This window comes from Zhengella sedimenti (genome assembly GCF_046506625.1).
Lineage (GTDB): Bacteria > Pseudomonadota > Alphaproteobacteria > Rhizobiales > Rhizobiaceae > Zhengella > Zhengella sedimenti.
Genome location: NZ_JBKFFP010000007.1, coordinates 92,028 through 116,956 on the forward strand (window position 1 = coordinate 92,028; position 24,929 = coordinate 116,956).

General features: G+C 62.8%; 22 protein-coding genes and 1 pseudogene. 12 read left to right on the plus strand and 11 right to left on the minus strand.

Translation table 11 applies throughout. The features are described from left to right. Window positions 1-9: 9 nt before the first annotated feature. The 3 genes from ACLB6G_RS17640 (at window position 10) to ACLB6G_RS17650 (ending at window position 5,227) form a co-directional block, all read left to right on the plus strand. On the plus strand, window positions 10-3,681 hold the full coding sequence (locus ACLB6G_RS17640) for a hydantoinase B/oxoprolinase family protein (protein ID WP_410357526.1): 3,672 nt from the start codon (window positions 10-12) through the stop codon (window positions 3,679-3,681). 94 nt (window positions 3,682-3,775) lie between these two features. Then, window positions 3,776-3,928 (plus strand): VIT1/CCC1 transporter family protein, encoded by a 153-nt coding sequence (locus tag ACLB6G_RS17645; RefSeq protein ID WP_410357527.1) that lies wholly within the window; start codon window positions 3,776-3,778, stop codon window positions 3,926-3,928. A 96-nt stretch (window positions 3,929-4,024) separates the two neighbouring features. After that, window positions 4,025-5,227, plus strand: coding sequence for a pyrophosphate--fructose-6-phosphate 1-phosphotransferase (locus ACLB6G_RS17650; protein ID WP_410357528.1), 1,203 nt, complete (start codon window positions 4,025-4,027; stop codon window positions 5,225-5,227). 9 nt (window positions 5,228-5,236) lie between these two features. Here ACLB6G_RS17650 and ACLB6G_RS17655 read toward each other — a convergent pair whose 3' ends face one another. Further along, a complete protein-coding gene (locus ACLB6G_RS17655; protein ID WP_410357529.1) occupies window positions 5,237-6,646 on the minus strand; it encodes a serine hydrolase domain-containing protein in 1,410 nt (469 codons plus the stop codon). A gap of 135 nt (window positions 6,647-6,781) precedes the next feature. Between ACLB6G_RS17655 and ACLB6G_RS17660 the strand changes: the two genes are divergently transcribed. From ACLB6G_RS17660 to ACLB6G_RS17670, 3 genes are all read left to right on the plus strand, one after another. Next, a complete protein-coding gene (locus ACLB6G_RS17660; protein WP_410357530.1) occupies window positions 6,782-7,567 on the plus strand; it encodes a glycoside hydrolase family 25 protein in 786 nt (261 codons plus the stop codon). A 73-nt stretch (window positions 7,568-7,640) separates the two neighbouring features. Continuing rightward, the gene (locus tag ACLB6G_RS17665; RefSeq protein ID WP_410357531.1) at window positions 7,641-8,423 is read left to right on the plus strand and encodes an HAD-IIB family hydrolase; all 783 of its coding nucleotides are present in this window, start codon (window positions 7,641-7,643) and stop codon (window positions 8,421-8,423) included. Beyond that, a complete protein-coding gene (locus tag ACLB6G_RS17670; RefSeq protein WP_410357532.1) occupies window positions 8,420-9,637 on the plus strand; it encodes a glycosyltransferase family protein in 1,218 nt (405 codons plus the stop codon). The genes ACLB6G_RS17665 and ACLB6G_RS17670 overlap by 4 nt, the downstream gene beginning before the upstream one ends. Before the next feature lie 7 nt (window positions 9,638-9,644). On the opposite strand, the gene ACLB6G_RS17675 is transcribed toward ACLB6G_RS17670, so the two are convergent. The 3 genes from ACLB6G_RS17675 to tsaA form a co-directional block, all read right to left on the minus strand. Further along, window positions 9,645-11,399: a sugar phosphorylase gene (locus ACLB6G_RS17675; RefSeq protein ID WP_410357533.1), complete on the minus strand. Its 1,755-nt coding sequence runs from the start codon at window positions 11,397-11,399 to the stop codon at window positions 9,645-9,647. A 95-nt stretch (window positions 11,400-11,494) separates the two neighbouring features. Next, complete coding sequence (locus ACLB6G_RS17680; RefSeq protein ID WP_410357534.1) at window positions 11,495-11,827, minus strand: DUF2293 domain-containing protein; 333 nt, start codon at window positions 11,825-11,827, stop codon at window positions 11,495-11,497. Continuing rightward, the gene (tsaA, locus tag ACLB6G_RS17685) at window positions 11,827-12,336 is read right to left on the minus strand and encodes a tRNA (N6-threonylcarbamoyladenosine(37)-N6)-methyltransferase TrmO (protein WP_410357535.1); all 510 of its coding nucleotides are present in this window, start codon (window positions 12,334-12,336) and stop codon (window positions 11,827-11,829) included. Before tsaA ends, ACLB6G_RS17680 begins: the two co-directional genes overlap by 1 nt. A 128-nt stretch (window positions 12,337-12,464) precedes the next feature. Here tsaA and ACLB6G_RS17690 point away from each other — a divergent pair, with 128 nt between their 5' ends. Both ACLB6G_RS17690 and metF read left to right on the plus strand, forming a co-directional pair. Next, entirely contained in the window at window positions 12,465-13,481 is a 1,017-nt protein-coding gene (locus tag ACLB6G_RS17690) for an ArsR/SmtB family transcription factor (RefSeq protein ID WP_410357536.1), read from the plus strand. Window position 13,482: 1 nt separating this feature from the next. Next, window positions 13,483-14,400 carry a methylenetetrahydrofolate reductase [NAD(P)H] gene (gene metF, locus ACLB6G_RS17695; RefSeq protein WP_410357537.1) on the plus strand — a complete coding sequence of 306 codons (918 nt, stop codon included), beginning with the start codon at window positions 13,483-13,485 and terminating at the stop codon, window positions 14,398-14,400. Window positions 14,401-14,809: 409 nt separating this feature from the next. On the opposite strand, the gene ACLB6G_RS17700 is transcribed toward metF, so the two are convergent. Together ACLB6G_RS17700 and ACLB6G_RS17705 are read right to left on the minus strand one after the other, a co-directional pair. Further along, window positions 14,810-16,057 (minus strand): amidase, encoded by a 1,248-nt coding sequence (locus tag ACLB6G_RS17700; RefSeq protein WP_410357538.1) that lies wholly within the window; start codon window positions 16,055-16,057, stop codon window positions 14,810-14,812. A gap of 38 nt (window positions 16,058-16,095) precedes the next feature. Further along, on the minus strand, window positions 16,096-17,016 hold the full coding sequence (locus ACLB6G_RS17705; RefSeq protein ID WP_410357539.1) for a DMT family transporter: 921 nt from the start codon (window positions 17,014-17,016) through the stop codon (window positions 16,096-16,098). Between the two features lie 138 nt (window positions 17,017-17,154). Here ACLB6G_RS17705 and ACLB6G_RS17710 point away from each other — a divergent pair, with 138 nt between their 5' ends. From ACLB6G_RS17710 to ACLB6G_RS17720, 3 genes and pseudogenes are all read left to right on the plus strand, one after another. Then, a complete protein-coding gene (locus ACLB6G_RS17710; protein ID WP_410357540.1) occupies window positions 17,155-18,375 on the plus strand; it encodes an alanine racemase in 1,221 nt (406 codons plus the stop codon). Window positions 18,376-18,495: 120 nt separating this feature from the next. Beyond that, window positions 18,496-18,741 carry a hypothetical protein gene (locus ACLB6G_RS17715; protein WP_410357541.1) on the plus strand — a complete coding sequence of 82 codons (246 nt, stop codon included), beginning with the start codon at window positions 18,496-18,498 and terminating at the stop codon, window positions 18,739-18,741. Between the two features lie 197 nt (window positions 18,742-18,938). Next, a pseudogene (locus ACLB6G_RS17720) lies at window positions 18,939-19,928 on the plus strand (cation:proton antiporter domain-containing protein); the annotation flags it as partial. Window positions 19,929-20,216: 288 nt separating this feature from the next. Here the strand turns inward: ACLB6G_RS17720 and ACLB6G_RS17725 are convergent. The 5 genes from ACLB6G_RS17725 to ACLB6G_RS17745 all read right to left on the minus strand — a co-directional run bounded on the left by ACLB6G_RS17725 (window position 20,217) and on the right by ACLB6G_RS17745 (window position 23,754). Beyond that, on the minus strand, window positions 20,217-20,936 hold the full coding sequence (locus tag ACLB6G_RS17725; protein WP_410357542.1) for an LrgB family protein: 720 nt from the start codon (window positions 20,934-20,936) through the stop codon (window positions 20,217-20,219). After that, window positions 20,929-21,333 (minus strand): CidA/LrgA family protein, encoded by a 405-nt coding sequence (locus ACLB6G_RS17730; protein WP_410357543.1) that lies wholly within the window; start codon window positions 21,331-21,333, stop codon window positions 20,929-20,931. Before ACLB6G_RS17730 ends, ACLB6G_RS17725 begins: the two co-directional genes overlap by 8 nt. 108 nt (window positions 21,334-21,441) lie before the next feature. Beyond that, window positions 21,442-22,026 (minus strand): MOSC domain-containing protein, encoded by a 585-nt coding sequence (locus tag ACLB6G_RS17735; protein ID WP_410357544.1) that lies wholly within the window; start codon window positions 22,024-22,026, stop codon window positions 21,442-21,444. A 42-nt stretch (window positions 22,027-22,068) separates the two neighbouring features. Then, the gene (locus ACLB6G_RS17740) at window positions 22,069-23,190 is read right to left on the minus strand and encodes a beta-ketoacyl-ACP synthase III (RefSeq protein ID WP_410357545.1); all 1,122 of its coding nucleotides are present in this window, start codon (window positions 23,188-23,190) and stop codon (window positions 22,069-22,071) included. A 150-nt stretch (window positions 23,191-23,340) separates the two neighbouring features. After that, entirely contained in the window at window positions 23,341-23,754 is a 414-nt protein-coding gene (locus tag ACLB6G_RS17745) for a hypothetical protein (protein ID WP_410357546.1), read from the minus strand. Between the two features lie 151 nt (window positions 23,755-23,905). Here ACLB6G_RS17745 and ACLB6G_RS17750 point away from each other — a divergent pair, with 151 nt between their 5' ends. Beyond that, window positions 23,906-24,892 carry an MBL fold metallo-hydrolase gene (locus ACLB6G_RS17750; protein ID WP_410357547.1) on the plus strand — a complete coding sequence of 329 codons (987 nt, stop codon included), beginning with the start codon at window positions 23,906-23,908 and terminating at the stop codon, window positions 24,890-24,892. Window positions 24,893-24,929: the final 37 nt, after the last annotated feature.

Below are 24,929 nucleotides of genomic sequence, written 5' to 3' on the forward strand. Positions count from 1 at the left end.
GAAGCGGACATGACCGAAGGCAAGTGGGATTTCTGGATCGATCGCGGCGGGACGTTCACCGATGTCATCGGCCGCGCACCTGACGGTTCGCTTCATCCGCGCAAGCTGCTGTCGGAAAATCCGGAAGCCTATCGCGATGCGGCGATCCAGGGCATCCGCGACCTCCTCGGCCTGAAGGCTGGCGACCCTATCCCGTCCGGCCGGATCGGCGACGTCAAGATGGGAACGACCGTCGCCACCAATGCGCTGCTGGAACGCAAGGGGGACCGGGTGGCCCTCCTTGTCACCAAGGGCTTTCGCGATGCCTTGCGCATAGCCTACCAGGCACGCCCGGACATCTTTGCCAAGGAAATCATTCTTCCCGAGCAGCTTTACGAGCGTGTCGTCGAGATTGACGAGCGCATGCTGGCCGACGGCACCGTCGAGACGATGCCGCAGGTCGAGCCCATCAACGCTGCGCTGCGCGAAATCAAGGCTGACGGAATCGATTCCGTCGCCATCTGCTTCATGCATGCATGGAACTACCCGGCTCATGAGGTCATGGCGGCAAGCGCCGCCTGGAACATGGGCTTCGGTCAGGTGTCGGTCAGTCATATGGTCTCACCGCTCGTCAAGTTCGTTGGACGCGGCGACACGACCGTCGTGGACGCCTACCTGACGCCCATCCTCAGCCGCTATGTCCGCCAGGTGGCGGACGAACTGGGCGCCGACATCGATGGGGATCCGGAAGCAGCACCCGATCCCGACAAGCCGCGCCTGATGTTCATGATGTCCTCGGGCGGACTGACCGCAGCCGACCTGTTCCAGGGCAAGGACGCCATCCTGTCCGGCCCTGCCGGCGGTGTCGTCGGCATGGTGGAAACCGCCCGTCTCGCCGGCTTCGAGAAGGTCATCGGTTTCGACATGGGCGGCACGTCGACCGACGTTGCCCATTACGATGGCGACTACGAGCGGGCTTTCGATACCGAGGTGGCCGGCGTGCGCATCCGCGCGCCGATGATGCGCATCCACACGGTCGCGGCCGGTGGCGGGTCGATCCTGCATTTCGATCAGGGCCGTTTCCAGGCCGGCCCGGATTCGGCCGGCGCAAACCCCGGCCCGGCCTGCTACAGGCGCGGCGGTCCGCTGGCGGTCACGGATGCCAACGTGATGCTTGGCAAGCTTCAGCCCGACCAGTTTCCGGCAATTTTTGGCCCTGGCCAGGACCAGCCGCTCGATCGCGATATCGTCGTGCGCAAGTTCACCGAACTGGCCGACCAGGCGTCGGATGGAAAGACACCGGAGGAAGTGGCCGAGGGTTTCGTCACCATTGCCGTGGAGAACATGGCCAATGCCATCAAGAAGATCTCCGTCCAGCGCGGCTATGATGTGACGAAGTATCTCCTGAATTGCTTCGGCGGCGCAGGCGGCCAGCATGCCTGCATGGTGGCAGATGCACTCGGCATGGAATCGGTGCTGATCCATCCCCTGTCAGGCCTGCTCTCCGCCTATGGCATCGGCCTTGCCGCGGTCTTCGCTTCCCGCCAGCAGGCCATCCTCAAGCGGCTGGATTCCGCCGCCGTGACAGATATCCGCATGACCGCCGATCATCTGCGCAAGCAGGTCTATGCCGAACTCGTCGGCCAGGGCATCCCGGAAGACGCCATTGGCTGGCGGCCCGTCCTGCAGGTTCGCTATGACGGAACGGACACGACACTGCCGGTGGACTTTTCCAGCTTTTCCGCCGATGAGGCAAAGAGCGAATTCGAAGCCGCCCACAGGGCACAATTCGGTTTCATCTATGACGAGAAGCCGCTGATCGTCGAAAGCCTGTCGCTTGAAGCGATGGACATACGCGATCCTGGCGGCATCGAGCCTGAACTCGAGGCGAATGCGCGCGATATTGAACCCGGCGAGACACGGAAGCTGTTTTCCGGAGGAAAATGGCACGATGCCGCTCTTGTTAAGCGCGAGGCGATGACGCCGGGCGCGCGCCTCAAGGGACCCGCCCTGATCATCGAGGCGAACCAGACCATCGTTGTCGAGCCCGGCTGGCAAGCGGAGATCACGGAACGCGATCACGTCCTGTTGCGACGGGTGGAGCGGATGGAGCGCATGGCTGCCCTCGGCACGACCGGAGCCGACGGCAAGGGCGCCGATCCCATCCTCCTCGAAGTTTTCAACAACCTGTTCATGTCGATTGCCGAACAGATGGGCGTGACGCTGCAGAACACAGCCTATTCCGTGAACATCAAGGAACGGCTGGACTTTTCCTGCGCCGTCTTCGACCGGAACGGCGCGCTGGTGGCCAATGCTCCCCACATGCCGGTGCACCTTGGATCCATGGACCGGTCGGTGGAGACGATCATCCGCCTCAATGAAGGCGATATTCACCCCGGTGACGTTTTCGCGTTGAACGCGCCCTACAACGGCGGAACACATCTTCCCGACATTACGGTGGTGACACCGGTCTTCGACGACGAGGGCGAGACGATCCTCTTCTGGGCAGCCTCGCGCGGCCACCATGCCGATGTCGGCGGTTCCGCGCCCGGCTCCATGACGCCGCTGGCCACGACCGTGGACGAGGAAGGCGTGCTCATCGACAATTTCAGGCTGGTCGAGAAGGGGCGCTTCCGCGAAGCGGAACTGGTCGCGCTTTTGACCGACCATCCCTATCCGGTCCGCAATGTCCATCAGAACGTGGCCGACCTCAAGGCCCAGATCGCCGCAAACGAAAAGGGCGTGGCCGAACTGCGGCGCATGGTCGCCAATTTCGGTCTCGACGTGGTCGAAGCCTACATGGGCCATGTGCAGGACAATGCCGCCGAGGCCGTGCGCGACGTCCTCTCGCGTCTTCCGGACGTCAGCGAGTATGCCTACGAAACGGATACGGGGCAGACGATCCGCGTCAGGATCACCATCGATCGCGGCAAACGCGAGGCGACGGTGGACTTCACAGGCACGTCGCCGGTGATGAAGAACAACTTCAACGCTCCCGAGCCGGTGACCCGTGCCGCGGTCCTCTATGCCTTCCGCGTCATGGTCGAAGGCAACATTCCCATGAATGCCGGTTGCCTGCGCCCGATCAACATTGTGATCCCCGACGGCTGCATGCTCAAGCCTGCCTATCCCGCCGCCGTCGTGGCAGGCAACGTGGAGACCTCCCAGCATGTCACGAATGCCCTTTTCGCCGCCATGGGCGCGCTGGCCAATGCGCAGGGCACGATGAACAACCTGACCTTCGGCAACAACCGGTATCAGTACTACGAAACGATCTGTTCCGGTTCGCCGGCGGGCGTCATGAATGACGGACGCGGCTTTGCCGGCACGTCGGGCGTGCATACCCACATGACCAATTCAAGATTGACCGATCCGGAAATCCTGGAACTGCGCTTTCCCGTCGTGCTGGAAGACTTCCATATCCGGGCAGGCTCCGGCGGCAAGGGCAAGTGGAATGCAGGCGACGGGACACGGCGCACACTCCGCTTTCTGGAAGAAATGGACTGCGCCATCCTGTCGTCGCATCGCGGCCGCCCGCCGCAAGGGATAGCCGGTGGCGCAGATGGCCACGTTGGCGCAACGCAGGTCCGCCGTCAGGACGGAACGCTTGAGACGCTCAAGGCCTGTGACCAGACCGTCCTGAAAGCCGGGGAGGCGGTTATCGTGACGACGCCTACCGCTGGCGGATATGGCAAGGCCTGATCGCCACGGAAGCTAGCCCGTCTGACTTTCGCCCGGTCTATCCATTGAGGCCGGGCGGTTGTGCCGTAGCGGGCCATGAAGCCGGCACACAATCATGACGGGCATCGTGTTCATTGCAATCGGCGCGGCCAAGTCCCGCTGCTCACCGGCACCATGGTGGCGGTCCGTACTCGAAACGCTCTTTATCGGCGCGGCCGCATCCTCACTCGCCTATGACATCGGAATGCTGCTTCAGGGATTGGCCTGACAGCGATCCACATCGCATTCCGCATGGACAGGAAGCCCGGATTCGCATATGGTTAAATCGATTTAGATACGTCTCGTTTCCGCGGAATGCCAGCGAATGCCTGCCAAGCAAAAGATCGCGCTCCTCACCGCCGGCGGCCTTGCGCCCTGCCTCTCCGCCGCTGTCGGCTGCCTCATCGAGCGCTATAGCGAAATTGCCCCGGACCTCGAGATCATCGCCTACCGTTCGGGCTATACCGGCCTCTTGAAGGGCGATATCCTGCCCGTGACCCCGCAAGTCCGTGCAAATGCCCGCACCCTCCTGCATCATGGCGGGTCACCGATCGGCAATTCGCGGGTGAAGCTGACCAATGCCGCCGATTGCGAGAAACGCGGCCTCGTCAAACCGGGCGAAAGCCCGCTCGATGCCGCGGCCCGCCAACTTGAAGCCGACGGCGTAACGATCCTGCATACGATCGGCGGTGACGATACGAACACCACCGCAGGCGACCTCGCCGCCCATCTCAAGGCCGACGGCTTTGACATGACAGTGGTTGGATTGCCCAAGACGGTCGACAACGACATCAGGCCGATCCGCCAATCGCTCGGGGCAGTGACCGCAGCGCAGGTCGGAGCACGCTTTTTCGACCACGTCTCCAACGAACAGAGCGCCACACCGAACACCTTTGTCGTGCATGAAGTCATGGGCCGCAATTGCGGCTGGCTCACCGCCGCCACGCTTCGCGCCTACAATGAGCGGATCGAGGGGCGGACCTATTGCGAGGGCCTGATGATGAACCACGCCCTCAAGGATGTCGAAGCCGTCTATATTCCTGAAATGCCATTCGACATCGAGATCGAGACGGAGCGGCTGTCCAGGGCAATGCGGGATACCGGTTACGCAACCATTTTCGTATCGGAAGGCGCATGCGTCGCTGAGATCATCGCTGAACGCGAAGCCGGTGGCGAAACGGTCGAGCGCGACGCCTTCGGACATGCACGGCTGGATTCGGTTCAGGTCGGCGACTGGTTTGCCAGGCGGTTCGCCAAGGCAATCGGAGCGGACAAGACACTTGTCCAGAAATCGGGCTACTATGCCCGCTCCGCGCCCGCCAATGCCGATGACCTGCACCTCATCAAGGGCATGGCGGACCATGCGGTGACAAGCGCGCTGGAAAACGTTTCAGGCGTCGTCGGCCACGATGAGGACCATGGCGGGCGCCTTCGCACCATCGGGTTCCCGCGCATTGCCGGCGGCAAGCCGTTCGATCCGCAAACGGGTTGGTTCCGGGAAATCCTGGCCCGCACGGGTCAGGCCTGACGCCGGAACTCACCCGCCAACCGCTTTGGCGAGTGCGTCCACCAGGCCCTGGGGCTGGTAATTCAGATTCGATGGCGTCAGCCCCATACGCACCACCACGAGTTCGTGGGAAGGAAGAACGGCAATCGTCTGCCCGTCATGTCCGCGCAGCCAGTAGGTGTCCCCGGGCAGGTCGAATGCGGCCTCCGGGTCCCGGTCACGCGGGATATCGCCGCGTGGTCCGACCAGCCACACATGGCGTCCGTAGGTGTACCCGCCCCAAGGCGCCCTGGACGCCGGGGCTGGCTCGACCATCCAGTCGACATATCCGGCCGGCAGAAGCGAACGTCCGTCCCAGGCGCCGCGTTGCAGCAGCAACTGGCCGAAGCGTGCCCAATCGCGTGCCGAGGCATAAAGGTAGGATGAACCGACAAACGTGCCTGCGGCATCCATCTCGAAGGTTGCGCTGGTCATGCCGAGTGGCCCGAAAAGCGCCTCCCAGGGATAGGAAACCGGGTTCTGCGACGCCCGCATCCAGATGTCCGAAAGCAGGACCGAGGTTCCGGAGGAATAGTTGAACAGCCCGTCGCCATCCGGGTTGCCGTTTTCCGGATCGTAAGGCTTCGAAGCGGCAAAGGCTGCCATGTCCTCTTCCAGATAGAGCATCCGCGTCACGTCGGACACATCGCCATAGCCTTCGTTCCAGGCGAGTCCGGAGGACATCTCCAGGAGGGATTCCAACGATATTCCATTGCGCTCGTCGCCCGCCCAAGAATCATAAAGGGCGCTCTGGTCAAGCGCCAGGCGGCCTTCCTTCACCAGCGCTCCAATGATCGCCGCCGTCACCGTCTTGGTCATCGACCACCCCAGCAGGGGTGTCTGGGGATCGAACCCTTCGCCATAGCGCTCCCCGATGATCCGGCCCTTGTGGACGACGACGATAGCCCGCATGCCCGGGCCGGCGAGACCGGCATCATCGAGAACGGTTGTGATGGCCGGATCCTGCGAAGGCGCGACCTGCTCGCCGTTCGGCCAGAGCGCCTCGGCATTGGCGGCGCCAGCCCTGAGCGGAAGCGTTGCATCCGTGCGTGCCAAGAGGCCGCCATCCGGTGCACTGGAACACCCTAGCCCCTCGCCCCGCCAGACGGCATGGCCGGCACCGAAAAGGCCGAGCAGTTTGGCCGTCACGCCCGGCTGTGCGCCTGATCTTTCCACGCTCACGGATATCGCCCTGAAGACCGGGTGACCAGGCGCCTGAACATCTGTCGCCATCACCGCGTCGGCATCGCGGCCGGCAATGAAGACATTCGAACAGACGATCTTCGCCGCGTAATTGGTGGCAACCCGGATCATCGCAGGCGGAGAAACCGCAAGCCAGACGGCACCGCCGGCCAGCACGATGGCAACCAATCCAGCAAGCCACTTGAAGAAGCGCATCATTCCCGCCAACCTTGTCCTGTTTTCCCGGAGCCAAGGTGACCGACACTGGCCGGCATGACAAGGCGGTGGCAGGGTGACGCAAGGCCAGCCTTCGCTTACCCTTGCGGGTAGCCTAACCGGAGTGATTCAAGATCCATGCGCCGCGCCGCCCCCCTCGCCTTGCTCGCCATTCTCCTGGCTGCGTGCACCAGCACGAACGTCGATCAGGCGCTCGATCTTCAGGTCAGCGTCAGCAGTCCGCGCTTTGCCGACAACGACCCGCACGACTGGTCCGGCCGAACGCCCTGGCATTATCCGGTCCACGGGATCGACGTTGCGAAATACCAGGGCCAGATCGATTGGGAGAAAGCCAGGCAGGCCGGCGTTTCCTTCGCCTTCATCAAGGCCACCGAGGGCGGCGACAGGCTTGACGAGCGGTTTCATGCAAACTGGCAGGCTGCCAAGCGGGCCGGCATACCGCGTGGCGCCTACCATTTCTTCTATTTCTGCCGCCCGGCATTTGAACAGGCCCTCTGGTTCAGGAAGAATGTGCCCGTCGACCGCACCTCCTTGCCGCCGGTGCTGGACATGGAGTGGAACCACAAGTCGCCCACCTGCACCTTCCGGCCGAAGCCGGATGCCGTGCGCAAGGAAATGGATGTCTTCCTGCGGCAGGTGTCACGTCACTACGGCAAAACGCCCGTGATCTATACCACAGTGGACTTCTATGAGGAAAACCAGCTCTGGAAGATCCGTGGCTATCCCTTCTGGCTGCGGTCGGTCGCAGGTCATCCGTCGCAGAAATACGGCGAACAGAACTGGACCTTCTGGCAGTACACCGGAACCGGGGTCGTTCCGGGAATCAAGGGCAATACGGATATCAACGTCTTCCATGGTTCGCAGAGCCAGTGGAGGCAATGGGTTGTTGCCAATACACGGTGAAGTCATCTACCGGCCGTGCTTATTTTGCGCTGCATCATGTTGATGGGCGCGTTGAGCGGTCTATAATTCACGAATGATCATCTTCACCGATCTCGACGGCACGCTGCTCGACCACGAAACATATTCGCTGGAAGCGGCCCGCCCGGCATTGTCCGCATGCGCTGCCCGCTCGATCCCGGTCATTCCCGCCACCTCCAAGACCGCCGCCGAAGTGGCGGCGGTGATGCACGAGGCTGCCATGACCGGACCGGCGATCGTCGAGAACGGCGCCGGGATAGCTTGGCCCGGACAGGAAACCGGCGGCAATGTGCAATGGACCGCGATACGCCGCGCGCTGGATGTCCTTCCTGACGAACTGCGCGCGCTCTTTCAGGGTTTCGGCGACTGGAGCCTGGCCGAAGTCTCGGCCCGCACCGGTCTTGCGCCGGATGCGGCCCGTAGAGCGATGGACCGTCAGTTTTCCGAACCCGGTGATTTCACCGGCACGCCGATGCAGGAAGACGCATTTGTCGCGGCGCTTGCAGCGAAGGGCGTATCTGCAATCCGTGGCGGCCGTTTCCTCACACTGTCCCTTGGCAGCGACAAGGCCAGGCGAATGGGCGAGGTGTGCAAGAGCCTTGGTGCGACGGGCCGCGTTGTCGCGCTCGGCGATGCCCCCAATGACATCGGCATGCTGCTCGCGGCCGACATGGGTGTGATTGTCGCAAATCCGGCGCACGACCCCTTGCCGCCTCTGGACGGTGAGGACCAGGGCCGGATCGTCCGCACTCACCTGCCCGGACCGGCTGGCTGGAACGAAGCCGTACTCCGGATCATTGAAACCGACGCTGAACAGGGACCCGGACGGATCACATGAGCGATTTTCACCAGACAGGCGCCATCACCACGCTGCACAACCTCATCCGGCGCCCGCTGGAAGAACTGGAAGCGGAGGTCGCGCGATTTGCACGGATACGCCCGGTCACGCTCACCCTGCCCTCGCTCTTTTCGGAACTGGAAGGCGATGCCCTGCCCCGGATCATCGACGTTCTGAAGGATGTCCCGTATATCTCCGAGATCTATATCGGCCTCGACAAGGCGGACCGTGAGCAGTTCGAATATGCGAAATCGTTTTTCGACCGCCTTCCCCAGCACCATCGCGTCATCTGGAATGACGGACCGCGCATGGCGGCGATCCATGAAAAACTCGATGCAGCGGGACTTGCGCCGACCGAGCGCGGCAAAGGCTTCAATGTCTGGTACATGATGGGCTACGCCCTGGCCGCCCAGCGCGGCAAGGTCCTTGCCCTCCATGATTGCGACATCATCACCTATGACAAGGGACTTCTGGCCCGGTTGATCTATCCGGTCGTCAACCCGGATTTTCCCTACCTCTTCTCCAAGGGCTACTATTCCAGGGTCGCCAACAACACGCTGAATGGCCGCGTCTGCAGGCTGCTGGTGACGCCATTCCTCGAAGCGCTCGAAATGACGTGCGGGACACACAACTACACCCGCTATCTCTCTGCGTTCCGGTATCCCCTGTCAGGCGAGTTCGCCATGCGCATGGAAGTGGTCCCGGACATCCGCATACCGTCGGACTGGGGGCTCGAAATCGGCTTCCTGTCGGAACTGCGGCGCAACACGTCCCAGCGCCAGATCTGCCAGGTCGATATCGCTGACATCTATGACCACAAGCACCAGGATCTTTCGGCCGAGGACGCATCGAAAGGCCTGTCGCGCATGTCGACCGACATCGTCAAGGCGATCCTGCGCAAGCTGGCGACGGAAGGGCTGGTGATCTCCCGGGCGACCTTGCGTTCGGTCAAGGCGGCCTACTACCGGAATGCGCTCGACATGATCGAGAGCTACCATGCCGATGCCGTGTTCAACGGCCTGACGCTGGACCGGCACAAGGAGGAACAGGCTGTCGAACTGTTCGCCGCGAATATAATGGCGGCCGGCGAGATCTATTTCGACAACCCGTCAGCAACGCCCTTCATACCGAACTGGCGGCGGGTCTATGATGCCTGGCCGGACGTGTTCCGCGACATGGCGGCGGCGGTCGAGGCCGACAACGCCGGGTCTTGAGGATTGGCTAGCGTTCCGGAAGGACGTTGGAGATCCAGCGGCACTGATAGGGCCCGAGCAGAACCTCGCCGCGCGGTTCGTCCACCTCCTCGCCGCTCAGCAGGTCGATCCACGGTTCGTTCTCGATCAGGTTGATCCGGTCGAGCGGCACCACCTGTTCGCGCGCCGATACATTGTGGAGCGCGAAGATCGATTGCGTCCGGTCGCCGCTCTGGCGCCAGAGCGCAAAGATTCCCGGCCCGAAATCCATGGTCATGTGCGTGGCGTTCGGATGAAAAGCCTTCTGTTTCTGTCGGATGATCAGGCGCCGCATCATCTCCGAAAAGACCCGGGACGTTTCGCTTTCCGGATCGGCCAGCCGCGCCCCCAGTTCAGGATAGTTCCATTGATGACGATTGATCGAACGGTTGTGGCCGGTCCGCTCCACGCGCGCCAGATCGTTCGGCGTGCCCAGGAGCGAGTGGATGTAGATACCGGGAATGCCTTCTAGCGCCAGCATGATGGTCTGGGAGACCAGGAAGCGTTCGAAACGAAGGTCCGCGCCGCCGGGCCCGGCCAGCATCGCGTCCCAGAGCGAAACGTTGATCTCATACGGCCGGACGGACCCGTCGGGCATTGCCCGCATCGAAACCAGCCCGCCAATGTCGCGTATGGCGTCGATCATTCCTGTAAGCTGTTCGTCCGTGAGATAGCCCTCGGCCGCCCTGACACCGATCCCGTCATGGCTGGCGGTAAAGTTGAAATAGAACGAACCGGCCGGCGATGGAGGCATGCGCCTTTGCCACCGCGTCAGCACGGAGGCATCGCCGGTCAGCAAGGCATGCAATGTCAGCGGCGGGAGCGGAAAATTGTAGATGCCGTGCGCCTCGTTGCGATTGCCGAAATAGGAGAGATTCTCGCGGTTCGGCACATTCGTCTCGGTTATCAGAACCATCGGTTCGCGGCTGTAATCCGCCAGCGTTCGCATCAGCCGCACGATCTCGTGCGTCGGCGGCAGATGGATGCAGCTTGTTCCGATCTGCTTCCAGATGAAGGCGACGGCGTCCAGCCGGACCGTGGTGATGCCCTTGTCGAGGAACAGGCGCAGCAGGCGGATGAACTCCAGCAGCAGGTCGGGATTGGAAAAGTCGAGATCCACCTGGTCATGACTGAAGGTACACCAGACATGCTGCGTGCCATTTGCGGTCTCCACCTCACGCAGAAGGCTTTGCGGGCGCGGGCGCACCACCTGGCTCAGATCGGTCCGCGGGTCAACCTCGATGAAGTAGCCGCGCCCCGGTTCCTGCCCCTGCAGATACTGGACGAACCATGGGTGCAGGCTCGAAACATGGTTGAGTACCATGTCCCCCATCAGCCTGTGATGGCCGGCAATCGCGGTCAGATGATGCCAGTCGCCCACTTCCGGATTGACCTTGGTGTAATCGACCACCGCGAACCCGTCGTCCGAAGTCCAGGGAAAGAACGGCAGGACATGGACGGAATTGATCGCGCTGCCAACGTGGTGGGTCAGGAAGTCGTCCAGCAGCGTCAGCGGCGTGTTCTCGCCATCGACAAGCGTGTTCGCATAGGTGATCAGAAAGGCATCCCTTTCCGACCAGACCGGCGCATTGAGCCGCCGCCGCTTCGGGCGGCACGATGCCTGGTGTCCTTCCGGCCAGAATGCCTCCAGCACGCGTTGCGCCAAGACACTGGAATCGGCGTGCGGATAGATGAACTCCAGATGCGCTTGGAGACGGTTGCGCAGCAGGGCGGGAAACGGCATTCGTTCGGGGCCTCATATCGAAATGCCGCAAGTTTAAGCGCATTCCGGGAGCGATTAAAAGACAGGCAAACCACTTGCCTCCATTACCGGGGCCGTCAGTCGTTTAACGGATCCTCGTCATCCGGGCTGTCGGGGTCGATCAGCCTTGTCGCGCGCCAGGCAGTCAGCTGTTCATTGATTGCGCCGGCCGTGAAATGGCGGGCGCTCTCCTTGTCGTAGCCGCTGTCGCGCAAGTCGTCATAGTCCGTGTAGCGGTGACGCACATGGGCGACGGTGGCAAGCCAGACAGCGATGGCCGGTGGCAGGTCGCGCATGTGCCGCGCCGAGGATGCCGCGCGTATGGCTTCGATATCGGCATAGGGTGCCATTGGCAGAAGCGCGGTCAATGCCTTGGCAATGGCGCGCTGACGCCCTGTCCGCGCCGCCATCAGGACGACGATCCCGCCCGGCTGGTCTGCGCATCGGGAACCGCGTCAATGGCCGGGATATAGGGTTTGAGATCAAGAACCGGCGTACCGTCAAGCACATCGATGGCGTCGATGTCGAGGATCCCGGCTGTGATGTCCAGACCGGTCAAGCGCACGACATGGAGCCCGATGGGGTTCGGCCGGGCCGGCGAGCGCAGGGCAAAGACGCCCCTTGCCTCATCGGCGTGGCGCGGATGCTGGACGATCAGGTTCCGTGGTGAATGATGCAGCCAGGTCAGCAGGACGACATGGGTTGCCCCTTCCAGTCCGCCCAGCCCCGGCCGGTAGGGCGTGTCGATCAGCACGCGTGCCGGCTTGCCCGCTTCCCGCGCCCTTGTCAGGTTGCGCGGGCAAGTCTCGCGATCCGTCCATGGCGAATTGACATGGCCGATGAAAACCACATGCCCGTCGCCTGCAAGGTTCGCCGGATCGAAAGCCAGCCCCTCTTCCCCGTCCCGTTTCTCAAACATCGCCACATCCCGCCCGTAGTGCGGAGAAGGCGGCGCCGGAAACAGGACTGGCGCACAGGCAACACAGGGCTTGCGAGACAGGCAGAAATGACATAAACATATCTTTATATCTTTCTTCGGAGTTGGTCATGCTGACGCGCACGCGCATATCCCTCGAGGAACTCGTAGATACACTCAAGGCTGCCGCGGAATCCAGCCGGCTGCGGATTCTCGCCTTGCTGTCTCGGGGAAACCTCACGGTGTCCGACCTGACCGAGATTCTCAACCAGTCTCAGCCGAGGGTGTCCCGTCACCTCAAGCTCCTGATGGAAGCCGGCCTTATCGAACGCTACCAGGAAGGTTCCTGGGCCTGGTTCAGGCTTGCCGACACCGGCCAGGCTGACGACCTGGTGGAACTGCTGATCGCACGCCTTGACAAGGCCGATCCCCAGGTGGAGCGGGACATGGAGCGGCTGGCGACCGTCAAGACCCGCATGCGCGACCGGGCGGCCGAGTATTTCGCGCGCAATGCCGCCGACTGGGACGAATTGCGCAAGCTCCATGCCCCGGACGAGGCCGTGGAGAAGGCGCTGCTTTCCATGGTGGGCGACACGCCGGTTCAGACCATGCTGGACATCGGCACTGGCACCGGACGGATGCTGGAACTGTTCGCCCCCATCTGCCTGCGGGCCACGGGGATTGATGCCTCGCGGGAAATGCTTGCCGTCGCCCGCGCGAATCTCGACAAGGCAGGCCTGACCCATGCCCAGGTCCGCCAGGGAGATATTCTCGCCCTCCCCGTCGATCGCGAGAACTACGATCTCGTGACCATCCATCAGGTGCTGCACTATCTCGATGAACCGGGTCGCGCGATTGCCGAGGCCGCACGCGCATTGCGCCCCGGCGGACGCATCGTCATCGTCGATTTCGCACCGCACGCGCTCGAGTTCCTGCGCGAGCACCATCATCACATCCGCATGGGCTTTTCCGATGGCCAGATCGCCGACTGGCTCGATGCCGCCGGTCTCGACATGACCACCGCCGCCGGGATCGGTGAACCGGCAAACGGCCCCGACCGGCTGACCGTCAAGCTCTGGATCGGCCAGGACCGCCGGAGCCTGATTGCGGACCAAACAGCAACCCCGACCTCATCGGAGACCGCCTGACATGGCTTCGCCCCGTTTTACCCGCACCCCGCACGCAGATCAGCCATTGAGCGTGTCATTCGAGTTCTTTCCGCCCCGCAACGAGGCCATGGCGCAACGGCTTTGGGAAACAGTCCAGCGCCTTGCGCCCCTTCAGCCCGAATTCGTGTCCGTGACCTATGGAGCCGGCGGTTCCACCCGCGAGAGGTCGCTGGATGCGGTACGGCGCATCATCGCTGAGACCAGCCTCGACGTCGCGGCCCACCTGACCTGTGTCGATGCCACCCGCCAGGAAGTGGACGCGGTCATCGGCGAATTCGTCGCGTCCGGCGTCCGCCGCTTCGTCGCACTGCGCGGCGATCCGGCCGCCGGTGTCGGAGCGCAGTTCCGGCCGCATCCCGACGGATACGTCAACGGCGCGGACTTGGTGAAGGCATTGCATTCCAAGGGCGATTTCGAGGTCTACGTCTCGGCCTATCCGGAAAAGCACCCTGAGAGCCCGGATTTCGCCACTGACATCGAGATGCTCAAACGCAAGGTCGACAACGGAGCGACCAAGGCCATCACGCAGTTCTTCTTCGACAATGACAATTACGAACGCTACGTGGAAAGGGCGCGGCGTGCCGGCATCTACATCCCGATCGTTCCGGGAATTCTGCCGGTCCATGCCTTCACGCAGGTTGCGAATTTTGCCGGGCGATGCGGCGCCAGCATTCCGCAATGGCTGGCTGACCGCTTCGAGGGCCTCGAGCACGACCCCCAGACCCATCAACTGGTTGCCGCAGCGGTCGCGGCGGAACAGGTCCTCGACCTGATGGAGCGCGGCGTCGATGACTTCCACTTCTACACGATGAACAAGCCGGACCTCGTCTTCGCGATATGCCATCTCATCGGCATCAGGTCGAAGACACCGGGCCAGTCAGGTGCCCGGGCCGCCTGAACCCTTTTCCTGAAAAATCCCCACCATGCCGGGGGAAACCCTCCGGCATCGGTCATCTCGCGGGGTAAGATTGTCTGAAACCCGGCCCGAGGGACTGCCTTCGTTCAGGGAACAACCCCGATAGCCAGAAGCCCGATAAAGGCGAACGCGGCAAAAAACACGAGCGCATTGAGAGAGCGGGTCAGTCCCATTGCGATATCCTCCTGTTTCCTTCAGCACGACGAATCTAGCCCCTTGCGCCGTCCGGACAAGCAAATTCGTTGCTGCACTGCGGCGGAACGAAAGGCGAAAATCACTGACCTCAAGGTCAACATGCTGTAATCGCGGCGCCTTCTCCGATTGCCTGGCTGTGAATAAATCTCCTGTGGCCAGGCGTCCGCAGGCCCGCCTTGACGCAAGGCTCCTCCGCCTAGAGCAACCGCTCCGCCCAATGCGCAACGGATAGCAGCAGCTTGTCGCGCCCGAAGCGGCCAACCATCTGGACACCGAGCGGCAGACCCTTCTCGGTCGTCAGGCCCGGCAGGTTGACGCATGGATTTCCTGTAAGTGTCCACAGCTTGTTGAACTTCGGATCCCCCGTTGCCTGCAATCCGTGCGGCGCTGGGCCTGGCGCCGAGGGTGTCAGCAATACGTCCACATGCTCGAACAGCGACGTCGCAGCCTTGCGCGCACGCCGCGCGATGGAACGCGCCGTGTCATATTCGGCCGCCGGAATGCCTGCCCCGCGGTCCAGGCAATCGAGCAGTTTCGGCGAGAGCCTTTCGCGCGCATGCATGTGTTCCCAGCAAAGCGCCCGCGCGGCCTCGTGATCCTGGATCACCGGATGAATCGACCGGGCCTCCGCCAGCACCTCCGGTTCCACGACCTCGACCACCGCCGCACCGGCATGCTGGAAACGGGCGGCGGCGTCCTCGACGGCTTCCCGCATCACCTCGTCTGCCTCATTCCAGATCGCCGTGCGATAGAGACCGATCCGCAAGGTGCCAGGGTCGACTGGGGCCGGTTCGAGGTCGCGCTCGAGGACCCGTGCCGCAACCAAGGCGACATCGTCCACGCTCGCGGCGAAGAATCCCGTCGTGTCCAGCGTCCAGGAAAAGGTCTTCATGCCGGTCGCCGGCGCGAGCCGGAAGCCGGGCTTGTAGCCGGCCACGCCGCAAAATGCTGCCGGTCTGATGACCGAGCCGCCTGTCTGCGTACCAAGCGCGGCCGGGATCATGCCCGCCGCCACGGCCGCCGCCGATCCCGACGAGGAGCCGCCCGGCGTGTGCGCACGGTCATGCGGATTGACCGTCGGACCCGGCTGGAAGAAGGCAAACTCGGTGGTCACCGTCTTGCCGATCACGCTCGCGCCGGCCTTGCGCGCCATGGCGACGACGGCCGCGTCGGCGCGGGGCTGCCATCCGGCATAGATTGACGAGCCATAGGCCGTCGGCAGATCGGCTGTGTCGAAAATGTCCTTCACGCCAAGCGCGATGCCGGCGAGCGGCCCCTTCGCTTGGTTCGCATCGGCTTCCACGGCATCACGGCTTGCGATGCAGGTGAAAGCTTGAAGATCCGCGTCTCCGGCCTCGATGGCGGCGAGACTTTCCAGAAGCGCGGCATTCGCGGTCTTGCGCCCGGAGGCGACCGCTTCGCAGATTTCCCGTACCGACAACATGAAATGCCCCCCCTCGCGGCCAATGCAGAGATACGTCTCTATCGCCGCCGCAACAGCCTTCCGTCAATGGTCACAAGTCCTGTGGCGATCAGGGCCAGTCCGGCAAGTTCGAATGGCTCCGGCGCTTCGCCGAGAAAGACGGCGCCAAGCACAATGGCCGAGGCCGGCACGACAAGGGTTACCAAAGAGGCATTCGTTGCACCGGCGGAAGCGACGATCCGGAAATAGAGGATGTAGGCGAAAGCGGTCGACAGCAGGGCAAGCGCGACCACCGACGCCCATACCGGCGCACTGACCGCCATCAGGCCGTCTGGTGTCATCAGCAACAACGCCGCTGGAAGCATCATCAGAGCCGAACATGACAGTTGCCCAGCCGCGATATGCGCGGGTGCAACCCCGCGCAGCCGCCGCGCAAAGATCGCTGCCAGGGCATAGGAGACAGTAGCCCCCATGACGGCGAACTTCGCCCATGCCGGGCCCCCGATACCGGCCAGCGCGGACGGGCCGACCAGGATCGTCGCGCCGGCGACGCCAAGGCCGATTCCCGCCAGCTTGTTGGCCGAGATTTTCTCGTCGCTGGTCAGCACCTGGGCGGCGATCACTGTCCAGAAAGGCGTCGTCGCGTTGATGACGGAAGCAAGTCCGGCGCCGAGTTCGGTTTGGCCGGTGAAGATCAGGGAAAAGGGGATGACATTGTTGAAGAGCGCGAGAATCAGCAATTGCCCGGTCAGCCGCATGTCCGCCCGGAACGGTCTCCCCGTCAGGGACAGGAAAGCGTGCAGCGCAAACGCCGCCAGCACGACGCGCAGGAACACCAGCACCAACGGATGCAACTCGCCAACAGCGATACGCCCGAAGAAAAAAGCCGCGCCCCACACAAGACCGAGAATCAACAGTTCGGCCCAGTTGCGGGCGCTCATGGTGGGGCCTTGCATGGCCGAGCCTGTACCGATTGTCATGCATCGTGCTCCTTTGCCGCACCGATGCCACCGGAGAGGCGGTCGCGCCACCCGGAACTTGCTGGAAGTCCGGCCCTTGTTCCGGACAGAGGGCCTGCTAGGCTTTCCGGTGAACCGAGTGGAAGGACGACAGCCATCATGCAGACATTCAGCACCGCGCGCGAGGCGGCTCTCGAGATGCGGCCCGATGTACCCGTCTATTGCTTCAGGCCGCGCGTCTTGCAGGCTGATGCCCTGCGCTTCATGGGACTTTTTCCCGGACAGACAGCCTATGCCGTAAAGACCAATGGCGAGGAAATGGTGCTGAAGGCGCTGGTCGAGGCGGGCGTGACCTGCTTCGATGTTGCTTCCCCGGCCGAGATCAGGGCGGTTCGCTCCGTCTCGGCGGACGCCGAAATGCTCTACATGCATCCCGTCAAGGCGCAGTCCGACATTCGCCTTGCCCTTGAGGACTACAAGATCCGCGTCCTTGCCGTGGACCATGAGGACGAGATCGCGAAAGTGACGCGGATCGTTCGCGCCCTCGACATCGCGCCCGGCGACATCACGATTTTCGTCCGCCTTCAGACCAAGGGCCACGCGGCTTACGAGCTATCCAAGAAATTCGGCGCGGCCCCTGCCCATGCCGTCGAACTGCTCCAGCGTCTTGACCGGATGGGCTACAAGGTCGGCATCTGTTTCCATGTCGGCAGCCAGATCGAGGATCCCGATACCTATCAACGGGCACTGAAATCGGCCGACTGGGTCAGGAATCGCGCTGGCGTTGCGCTGGCCGGTCTCGATGTCGGAGGCGGTTTCCCGGCCGAATACGGACACGACCCGCGTCGCAAGGCCCCCGAAATGCCCTCGCTTGAAGACCTGATGCAGCGCTTGCGCGACGATATCCGGGAATGGGAGTTCGACAGCCTGCCGCTTGTCGCCGAACCGGGCCGCGTCATCGTGGCGCGCGCCTTTTCGCTCATCGTGCGCGTGCTCATGCGCAAGGGGCGCCGGCTCTACATCAATGATGGCATCTGGGCCTCCCTTTCCGACAGTTGGACCGGCAAGATCACCCTGCCTGCCCGCTTCATCCCCGATCCGGCCATCCGTCACCGCAATGGCGATCCGCAGACGATCCTGCCCTTCAAGGTCTGCGGCGCCACCTGCGACAGCGTCGACATCCTGTCGCGTCCCTTCTGGCTGCCCGAAACCGTGGATACAGGAGACTGGATCGAGATCGGCCATATCGGCGCCTATTCCTTGTCATTGCGCACGCGCTTCAACGGCTTCTACCCCGATACCTTCGTCCAGGTGGACGAGCCCTTCGACCATGGCGCGGCGCCAGAGGGTTTCGCCAGCCTCGAAACGATGGCCGACTGACCGCCCGCGGCGGGAACCGGCGTCAATTCGACGCCTTGCCCACCCGGCGGGATGGGCTATCTACTCTAGGAGGCAGCCGTGCCCGCCATGATCCACGCATCGCAGGGGAAGAGAGGGTGCATGCCCAAACTCGTTCGTTTTGTCATTGTCAATTCGGCAATCGGAATCCTCATCGGGTGGGCCGTTGCCTTCGCCGTCGTCTGGTTCAATATCGGCGGATTCGGCGACCGCTTCCTGCATTCCCAGGACAAGCCGATCATTGCACTGATCATGGCGTTGTCCTTTGGAGTCACGTTCGGCTTCGCATTCCTGACGACAGCGGTTCTCCTGCTTCCGACAGACAAGGACGATTTCGACAGGCTCTGACCGCAGGCCGTTTTTTTTCGCGCTGTGCGTGAGATGACGGCCTGCCTCTGCCCGCATTGCGCTATGTATGGTTCTGTGGGGGAATCAGGTGCCCCCCGGGGGCCATGGAGACGCAATTGGAGCACGCGCATACCGCATTTCCGCTGATCGAAATCGCCATGGTCGTGACCGTGGCGGTTCTGCTCGGCCTTGGCCTCATGCGCGCCAGGCAGCCTCCACTTGTCGGCTTCATCCTTGCCGGCGTCATCATGGGACCGACCGGCTTCGGCTTCATCGCAACCTCCGACAACGTCACGGCGCTGGCCGAGATGGGCGTTCTTGTCCTGCTATTCTTCATCGGGACGGAAATTTCCCTGCGCGCTTTCGTGATTTCGCTCAGACCTGCGGTGATCGTGGCCGGCGGACAGCTCGTGGTCTCCCTCGGCATCGGCTACCTGATCTCGCTACTGACCAACACCTCACTCGCGGAAGGCGTGGTACTCGGCTTCATCATGGCCCTTTCATCGACCGTGGTTGCCATGAAGATGCTGGACGACATGGGCGAACTGCGCGGAAGCGCAGGAAAGATCACGGTGGGCGTATTGATTGCGCAGGATATCGCCGTCGTACCCATGCTGATCCTCACCAGCGCATTGGGGGGCGAGGCCGCCAGCATCGGCGTCATCGCGTCCAAGATCGCCTTCGCCGTGGTTTTTCTCGGCGCCTTGCTGTGGTGGCTCGGCCGTCGCGGAAAGCTGATCCTGCCCTTCGCCGCGCAGTTGGAAGACAAGGTGGAACTGCTGGCCCTGGGCGCCCTGGCGGCCTGTTTCGGCGCCGCGGCCCTCTCCGGCCTGATCGGCCTTTCCCCGGCCTATGGCGCCTTCGTGGCAGGCCTCGTCATCGGGAACTCGAACTTGCGCAACCGCGTCATCCCGGTCATCGAGCCGATCCAGAGCGTTCTGCTGGTCGTTTTCTTCTTGTCCATCGGCCTTCTCATCGACCTGGACTTCATCGCGTTCAACTGGGTGGATGTGATCAGCGTCTCGCTGCTCGTCATCTTCGCGAAGACCGTCCTCAACATCTTCCTGCTGCGTCTGACCGGCCATGATCGGGACACGTCGCTCATCGGCGGCCTGTCCATGGCCCAGATCGGGGAGTTCTCCTTCGTCCTCGCCGCGGCGGGTCTGGCCAGCGGGGTCGTCAGTTCGGGCAATTACCGCCTTGCCATAGCGGTCATCGCAATCACGCTCCTGCTCTCGCCGGCCTGGATGTCCATCATGCACCGCATCGAGGATCTCGCCTCCGAAGGCTATTCGTCCTATCGCGAAGCGCTGGCTGAAGCCTATCACCACGAGATCGAGACGGCGGAGGAGGGCTTGTGGTGGTTGCGCGTCCGCCGCCGGGCCATTCGCATGGCGCGCACGAAGCGACGCGCCGCCCGCGACCTTCGCCGGCAGCAGAAAGCCGTGGCGCTCGCCGCCACGCCAGCGAACCATTCATCCGGCGAAAACGAGCCACAAGGCGACGAGCAGGCTGGTCATGGCACCGTTGAGGCCCATGGCGATACCGGCGAAGGCACCGGCGGTGTCGGAAACCTGGAAGGCCCGCGCCGTTCCGATTCCATGTGATGCGATGCCGGCAGCGAATCCGCGCGCGGCGAAATTGCGGATTCCGAGCAGGTTCATCAGCGGCGTGACGATGATCGCGCCGGTAATGCCTGTGAGGATCACGAGGCCCGCCGCCATGGCCGGCCAGCCGCCCAGCGAACGGGCCAGTTCCATCGCGATTGGCGCTGTCACGGATTTCGGGGCGAGCGAGGCAAGCACTGGCGCAGGAGCGCCGAACGCCCAGGCTATGGCGATTGCCGATCCCGCCGCGGTGACGGACCCGGCCAGGAGAGCCGCTGCCATCGCGCCCAGATTGCGCCGAACAAGCGCGAGATTGCGCCAGAGCGGCACGGCCAGCGCGACAGTCGCGGGACCGAGCATGAAGTGGACGAACTGCGCGCCCTCGAAATAGGCCGAGTAGTCGGTGCCGGTCGCCAGCAGGAGAAGGCCGATCACCAAGGTAGAAAGGAGAACCGTGTTTGCAAGCGGATGACGGCCCAGCCGGACGGCGAACCGGTCCGCGGCGCTGTAGGCCGCGAGCGTCACTGCCAGCCAGAACAGCGGTGACGCGGCGAGATAGACCCAGAGGCTGGCAACGGGTTCATTCATCCGGGTCGCCCCCCTCACTTTTCGCGAAGGCGAGAAAGACGCCGACCGTCACCAGCAAGGTCAGCACCGTTGAAACGACCAACGCCAGAAGCAACACGACGCCATAGCGCGTCATGACATCTCCATACTGGATGATCCCGACGGCCGCGGGAACGAAAAGCAGGGAAAGATTGCGAAGGATGACGCCCGCAGTCGCGTCGAGGTTCTCATCCGGACCACCCCGCCAGACAAGCCAGAGAAAAAGCAGTCCCATGCCGAGGACAGGTCCGGGAAACCCGAACTCGGGATGGCGCAAGCGCAAGGCCGCGATGACCGCCTCGCCGGCAAGCTGGCAGATCAGGAGTATGGCCAGCGCGGCCGGAAGGTTTATCGGCTGTTTCTTTTCCGCATGCCCCATCGTCGCAACCCCTTTTGCTGACGGCAGCATCAACGGATATCCGTTATCCGTCCAGTGGAACAGGCGGAACTTGACCTTGTCGAATTCATTGAAAATGCGTGGGTCGGATCAGCCCCGCCATATCCACTGCTCGGGAACCATGACCATGGCGGCGGCTCCGGTCTCGATGGTCCCTGGCTTTTCCACCCAGGAGGTCAGCCCCCTGAGCCGTTTGGCGGCCTTCGGGAACAGAAGCGATGCTTCGGCCACGTCGGCCATTCCCGCTCTCTCTGCCACGCGGCGCCCGGCAATCCGGCACGGTCCGTTCTGGTCGTCGATCTTGAGCGTCGCTCCGCCGTTAAAGAAGATCAGCGTACCACGCGGCAGCATGGAAAGGTTCTGGACGCCATCCAGAACGATGTTGGCGCCGATCCAGCCCGGTTCGACTGCGCCAAGTCCCATGCGTTGCGCGACGATGGCCATTTCCGCCGGCGAAACGATGGTGATCTGCCGTTCGTTCCGCATTTCGGTGCCGCGCTCGTACCAGGGTTCGCGACCGCCGGACCGCCGCGTCTGACCATTGTGATGATCGCCCTCGGCACCGCCCCAGTTCAGGACAATGCGGTTGGCCGGTCGTGTCTCGAAATCACCGCCATCGGCGATCAGAACCGATTGGACCGTGGCGCGGATGCGCCTTCCGGGAACCACGTCCATGCCATGTATCTCGGGAAACGAAGGGTCCGTCATCTGTACGCCCTACATCTTTTCCAGAAGCGCGCCGCCAATCGAATAACCGGCGCCGAAGGCACAGAACAAGCCTCGCTCGCCCGGTTTGAGACTGTGCTTCGTCGCATCGAAGGCGACCACCGCGCCCGCCCCGGCCGTGTTTCCGAGCCACGAAAGCACCATCGGCGCGCGTTCCTCGTCAGCCTCGTAGCCGAGAACCAGCTTGAGGATCATGGCGTTCATGCGCCCGTTGGCCTGGTGCAGCCAGAACTGCCGAATGCCTTCGGGGGTTTCGTTGTTGTCTGCGAGAAAGTCACGGATGAAGCGATGCGCTGCCACCGTCACTTCCTTGAAGACCTTGTTGCCGACCTGCGTGATCAGCCGCCCTTCCATGTCGACGACATCCAGTTGCTGCTGCGACGCCCTGTTGAGAAATCCGAAATTGGACCGGATGTTGGACGACATTTGCGTCCAGACACGGCTATCCAGGATTTCGAAGGCTCCCGGTCGCGTTTCATCATCTTCCAGCGCTTCGATGACGAGCGAGACGGACGCGTCACCGAAGATGAAATGGGTCTGCCTGTCCCTGAAATTGAGATGCCCGGAAATGATTTCGGGCGTGACGACCAGCACGCGCCGCTGTGCCCCCGAACGCACGAGGCTTGCAGCCAGATGAATGCCGGCCCCGGCAGAGGAACAGGCCAGGTTCATGTCGAAACCGGCCCCGCTGCAGCCCAGTTCCTGCTGGATTTCGATTGCGACAGCCGGATAGGGCCTTTGCTGGTGCGAGGCCGAACAGATGACGAAATCGATGTCTTCCCCCTTCAGTCCGGCTTCCGCCAGAGCCTTGCGGGCCGATTTGCAGCCGAATTCGGCCATCAGCGAAAGGGCATCGTTCGGCCGCTCCTCGAACCGTGGCGCCATCCTGCCCGGATCAAGGACGCCCTGCGGATCGAGCATCCGCCGGGACTTCACACCCGATGCATATTCGATGAACTCGGACGACGAATAGGGAAGCGGTTCAAGACCGGCGGCCATGCGGCCCTTGTTTTCGGTGTCGACCCAGGCATTGAAACTGGCAACAAGTTCGTCATTTGTGACGCTGCCTTCCGGGATCTCCGCTCCGGTTCCGGTAATCGCGACGCGCGGCATTGATAGGGGTCCTTCCAGGCGTGTCAGGCGTTCATGGCCATGCAGGATAAAGGCAAAGTGTTGATGCCTTGCAAATCCATGCGGAATGACCGGTCAGCACGGAAAATCAGGCATCAACATGGCATTCGGCACATTCTCAAGACAATGTCTCTACTCACCTGACCCGCCAATTTTCTTCCAGTTGTCCGCGATCCGCAAGACAAAGCCGGCAAAGAGCGCCGCGATGAACATGTAGGCAGGTGCGGCGACGAAGATGAGACCTGCCTGGGCATCAGGCCGCGGCGCAAGGTAGAATGTACTGAGGAATGCCCAGGCCCAGAACAGGAAGAGAAGTGTCATCACCCCCAAGGCCAGCATGCGGAACAGCGGTTTTTGCAACCGCCGGCCCACGAACCACAGTATGAGAAAAGGAAGGCAGAGCAGCACGGAGGCAATCGCAATCCCTGCCAGCCGTGTCAGGAGCGGAATGTCCGTTGAACTGGGCCAGATCGCACTGGCTATTGAAAGGACGGCGAAAAGCGCGGCCGCGATGTCGAATGTCCGGTTGCCGGGCTGTCCGTTCATGCTTCCGTCTCTCTCCTGACTGCTGCGCAAACGTGCGATAGCTTCCGGGAGAGGAAAAGAAAAGCGCCGAATGCCGTTCGGCACTTGCGTTTCCATCCGCCGCCTGCGTTTATCTTCACATTCGCAAGACCTGTTCAAGGGGTTCAGGGGCGTGAACAGTCTGAACGGATTCCTCAAGGCCATGCTTGCTGCCGGGCTCGCAATCGTCATCGGCGGATGCGCGCAAACAGCTGTCGACGATGGGCGCCGGACATCGCCCTGGCCATTCAAGGATGCCAGCATCGTTGCCACCGGCATCGGTTCCGTCCTCCGGATCAACAGCGGGGAAGGCGCACCGCGAACGGTGGCGGTCGATCACGCGGCCGGACAACCCTCGGTGACGTGGCTCGGCCAATCGGCCTTCATCATCCGCCTTGGCGGTAAGGTCGTCATGACCGATCCCATGCTCTCGGATACGCTTAACTACAAGCTGCCGGTCAAGCCGGCGCGCGTGTCCAGCCTGCCGCCCAATCTCGACCGCCTGCCCCGGCTCGACGCTGTCGTGATCAGCCACCTCGATCATGACCATTTCGACCTGCCATCCCTGCGCAGACTCGCCGTCCGCTTTCCCGCCGCCCGGCTTTTCGTTCCCGAAGGCACCGAATCGCAGGCAAGACGGACAGGATTCACGCGCATCGAGGCCGTGCCACTCTGGAAAACAAGCCGCCTTGGCTCACTGGGCTTCACGGCGCTACCCGCCAATCACTATGGCCGCCGCGATGTTGTCGGCCTTGACCGGTCCCTGGCCATCGGGTGGGAAATCTCCGGCGCGGGGCGCAGGATCTACTTCTCCGGCGATACCGGCTATTCCGGGATTTTCCGGCAGATGCGCGAACGGCGCGGCCGGTTCGACATCGCACTTGTGCCCATTGGCGCCTGGAAGCCGGATCGTACATTCGCCGACATCCACATGAACCCGGACGACGCCCTGCTGGCCGCGTCCGAACTGGGTGCGGGCATCGCCATCGGGCATCACTGGGGCACCTTCAACTTCGGCAGGGAAAGTCCGGCTGAAGCCCGGGAGCGCTTCCTTGCCGCCAAGGCGCCAGGCGTGCGGCCTGTGGTGCTCGACGTCGGTGGGACGCTGCACCTGGAGTGACGCTTGGCCATCCGCAGGTGCAGCGATTGCAGCAAGC

Bases quoted from the DNA above. Each gene is read 5' to 3' on its own strand.
- ACLB6G_RS17640 (WP_410357526.1), top strand. From the start codon at position 10: ATGACCGAAGGCAAGTGGGATTTCTGGATCGATCGCGGCGGGACGTTC.
- ACLB6G_RS17645 (WP_410357527.1), top strand. From the start codon at position 3,776: ATGACGGGCATCGTGTTCATTGCAATCGGCGCGGCCAAGTCCCGCTGC.
- ACLB6G_RS17650 (WP_410357528.1), top strand. From the start codon at position 4,025: ATGCCTGCCAAGCAAAAGATCGCGCTCCTCACCGCCGGCGGCCTTGCG.
- ACLB6G_RS17655 (WP_410357529.1), bottom strand. From the start codon at position 6,646: ATGATGCGCTTCTTCAAGTGGCTTGCTGGATTGGTTGCCATCGTGCTG.
- ACLB6G_RS17660 (WP_410357530.1), top strand. From the start codon at position 6,782: ATGCGCCGCGCCGCCCCCCTCGCCTTGCTCGCCATTCTCCTGGCTGCG.
- ACLB6G_RS17665 (WP_410357531.1), top strand. From the start codon at position 7,641: ATGATCATCTTCACCGATCTCGACGGCACGCTGCTCGACCACGAAACA.
- ACLB6G_RS17670 (WP_410357532.1), top strand. From the start codon at position 8,420: ATGAGCGATTTTCACCAGACAGGCGCCATCACCACGCTGCACAACCTC.
- ACLB6G_RS17675 (WP_410357533.1), bottom strand. From the start codon at position 11,399: ATGCCGTTTCCCGCCCTGCTGCGCAACCGTCTCCAAGCGCATCTGGAG.
- ACLB6G_RS17680 (WP_410357534.1), bottom strand. From the start codon at position 11,827: ATGGCGGCGCGGACAGGGCGTCAGCGCGCCATTGCCAAGGCATTGACC.
- tsaA (WP_410357535.1), bottom strand. From the start codon at position 12,336: ATGTTTGAGAAACGGGACGGGGAAGAGGGGCTGGCTTTCGATCCGGCG.
- ACLB6G_RS17690 (WP_410357536.1), top strand. From the start codon at position 12,465: ATGCTGACGCGCACGCGCATATCCCTCGAGGAACTCGTAGATACACTC.
- metF (WP_410357537.1), top strand. From the start codon at position 13,483: ATGGCTTCGCCCCGTTTTACCCGCACCCCGCACGCAGATCAGCCATTG.
- ACLB6G_RS17700 (WP_410357538.1), bottom strand. From the start codon at position 16,057: ATGTTGTCGGTACGGGAAATCTGCGAAGCGGTCGCCTCCGGGCGCAAG.
- ACLB6G_RS17705 (WP_410357539.1), bottom strand. From the start codon at position 17,016: ATGACAATCGGTACAGGCTCGGCCATGCAAGGCCCCACCATGAGCGCC.
- ACLB6G_RS17710 (WP_410357540.1), top strand. From the start codon at position 17,155: ATGCAGACATTCAGCACCGCGCGCGAGGCGGCTCTCGAGATGCGGCCC.
- ACLB6G_RS17715 (WP_410357541.1), top strand. From the start codon at position 18,496: ATGCCCAAACTCGTTCGTTTTGTCATTGTCAATTCGGCAATCGGAATC.
- ACLB6G_RS17725 (WP_410357542.1), bottom strand. From the start codon at position 20,936: ATGAATGAACCCGTTGCCAGCCTCTGGGTCTATCTCGCCGCGTCACCG.
- ACLB6G_RS17730 (WP_410357543.1), bottom strand. From the start codon at position 21,333: ATGGGGCATGCGGAAAAGAAACAGCCGATAAACCTTCCGGCCGCGCTG.
- ACLB6G_RS17735 (WP_410357544.1), bottom strand. From the start codon at position 22,026: ATGGACGTGGTTCCCGGAAGGCGCATCCGCGCCACGGTCCAATCGGTT.
- ACLB6G_RS17740 (WP_410357545.1), bottom strand. From the start codon at position 23,190: ATGCCGCGCGTCGCGATTACCGGAACCGGAGCGGAGATCCCGGAAGGC.
- ACLB6G_RS17745 (WP_410357546.1), bottom strand. From the start codon at position 23,754: ATGAACGGACAGCCCGGCAACCGGACATTCGACATCGCGGCCGCGCTT.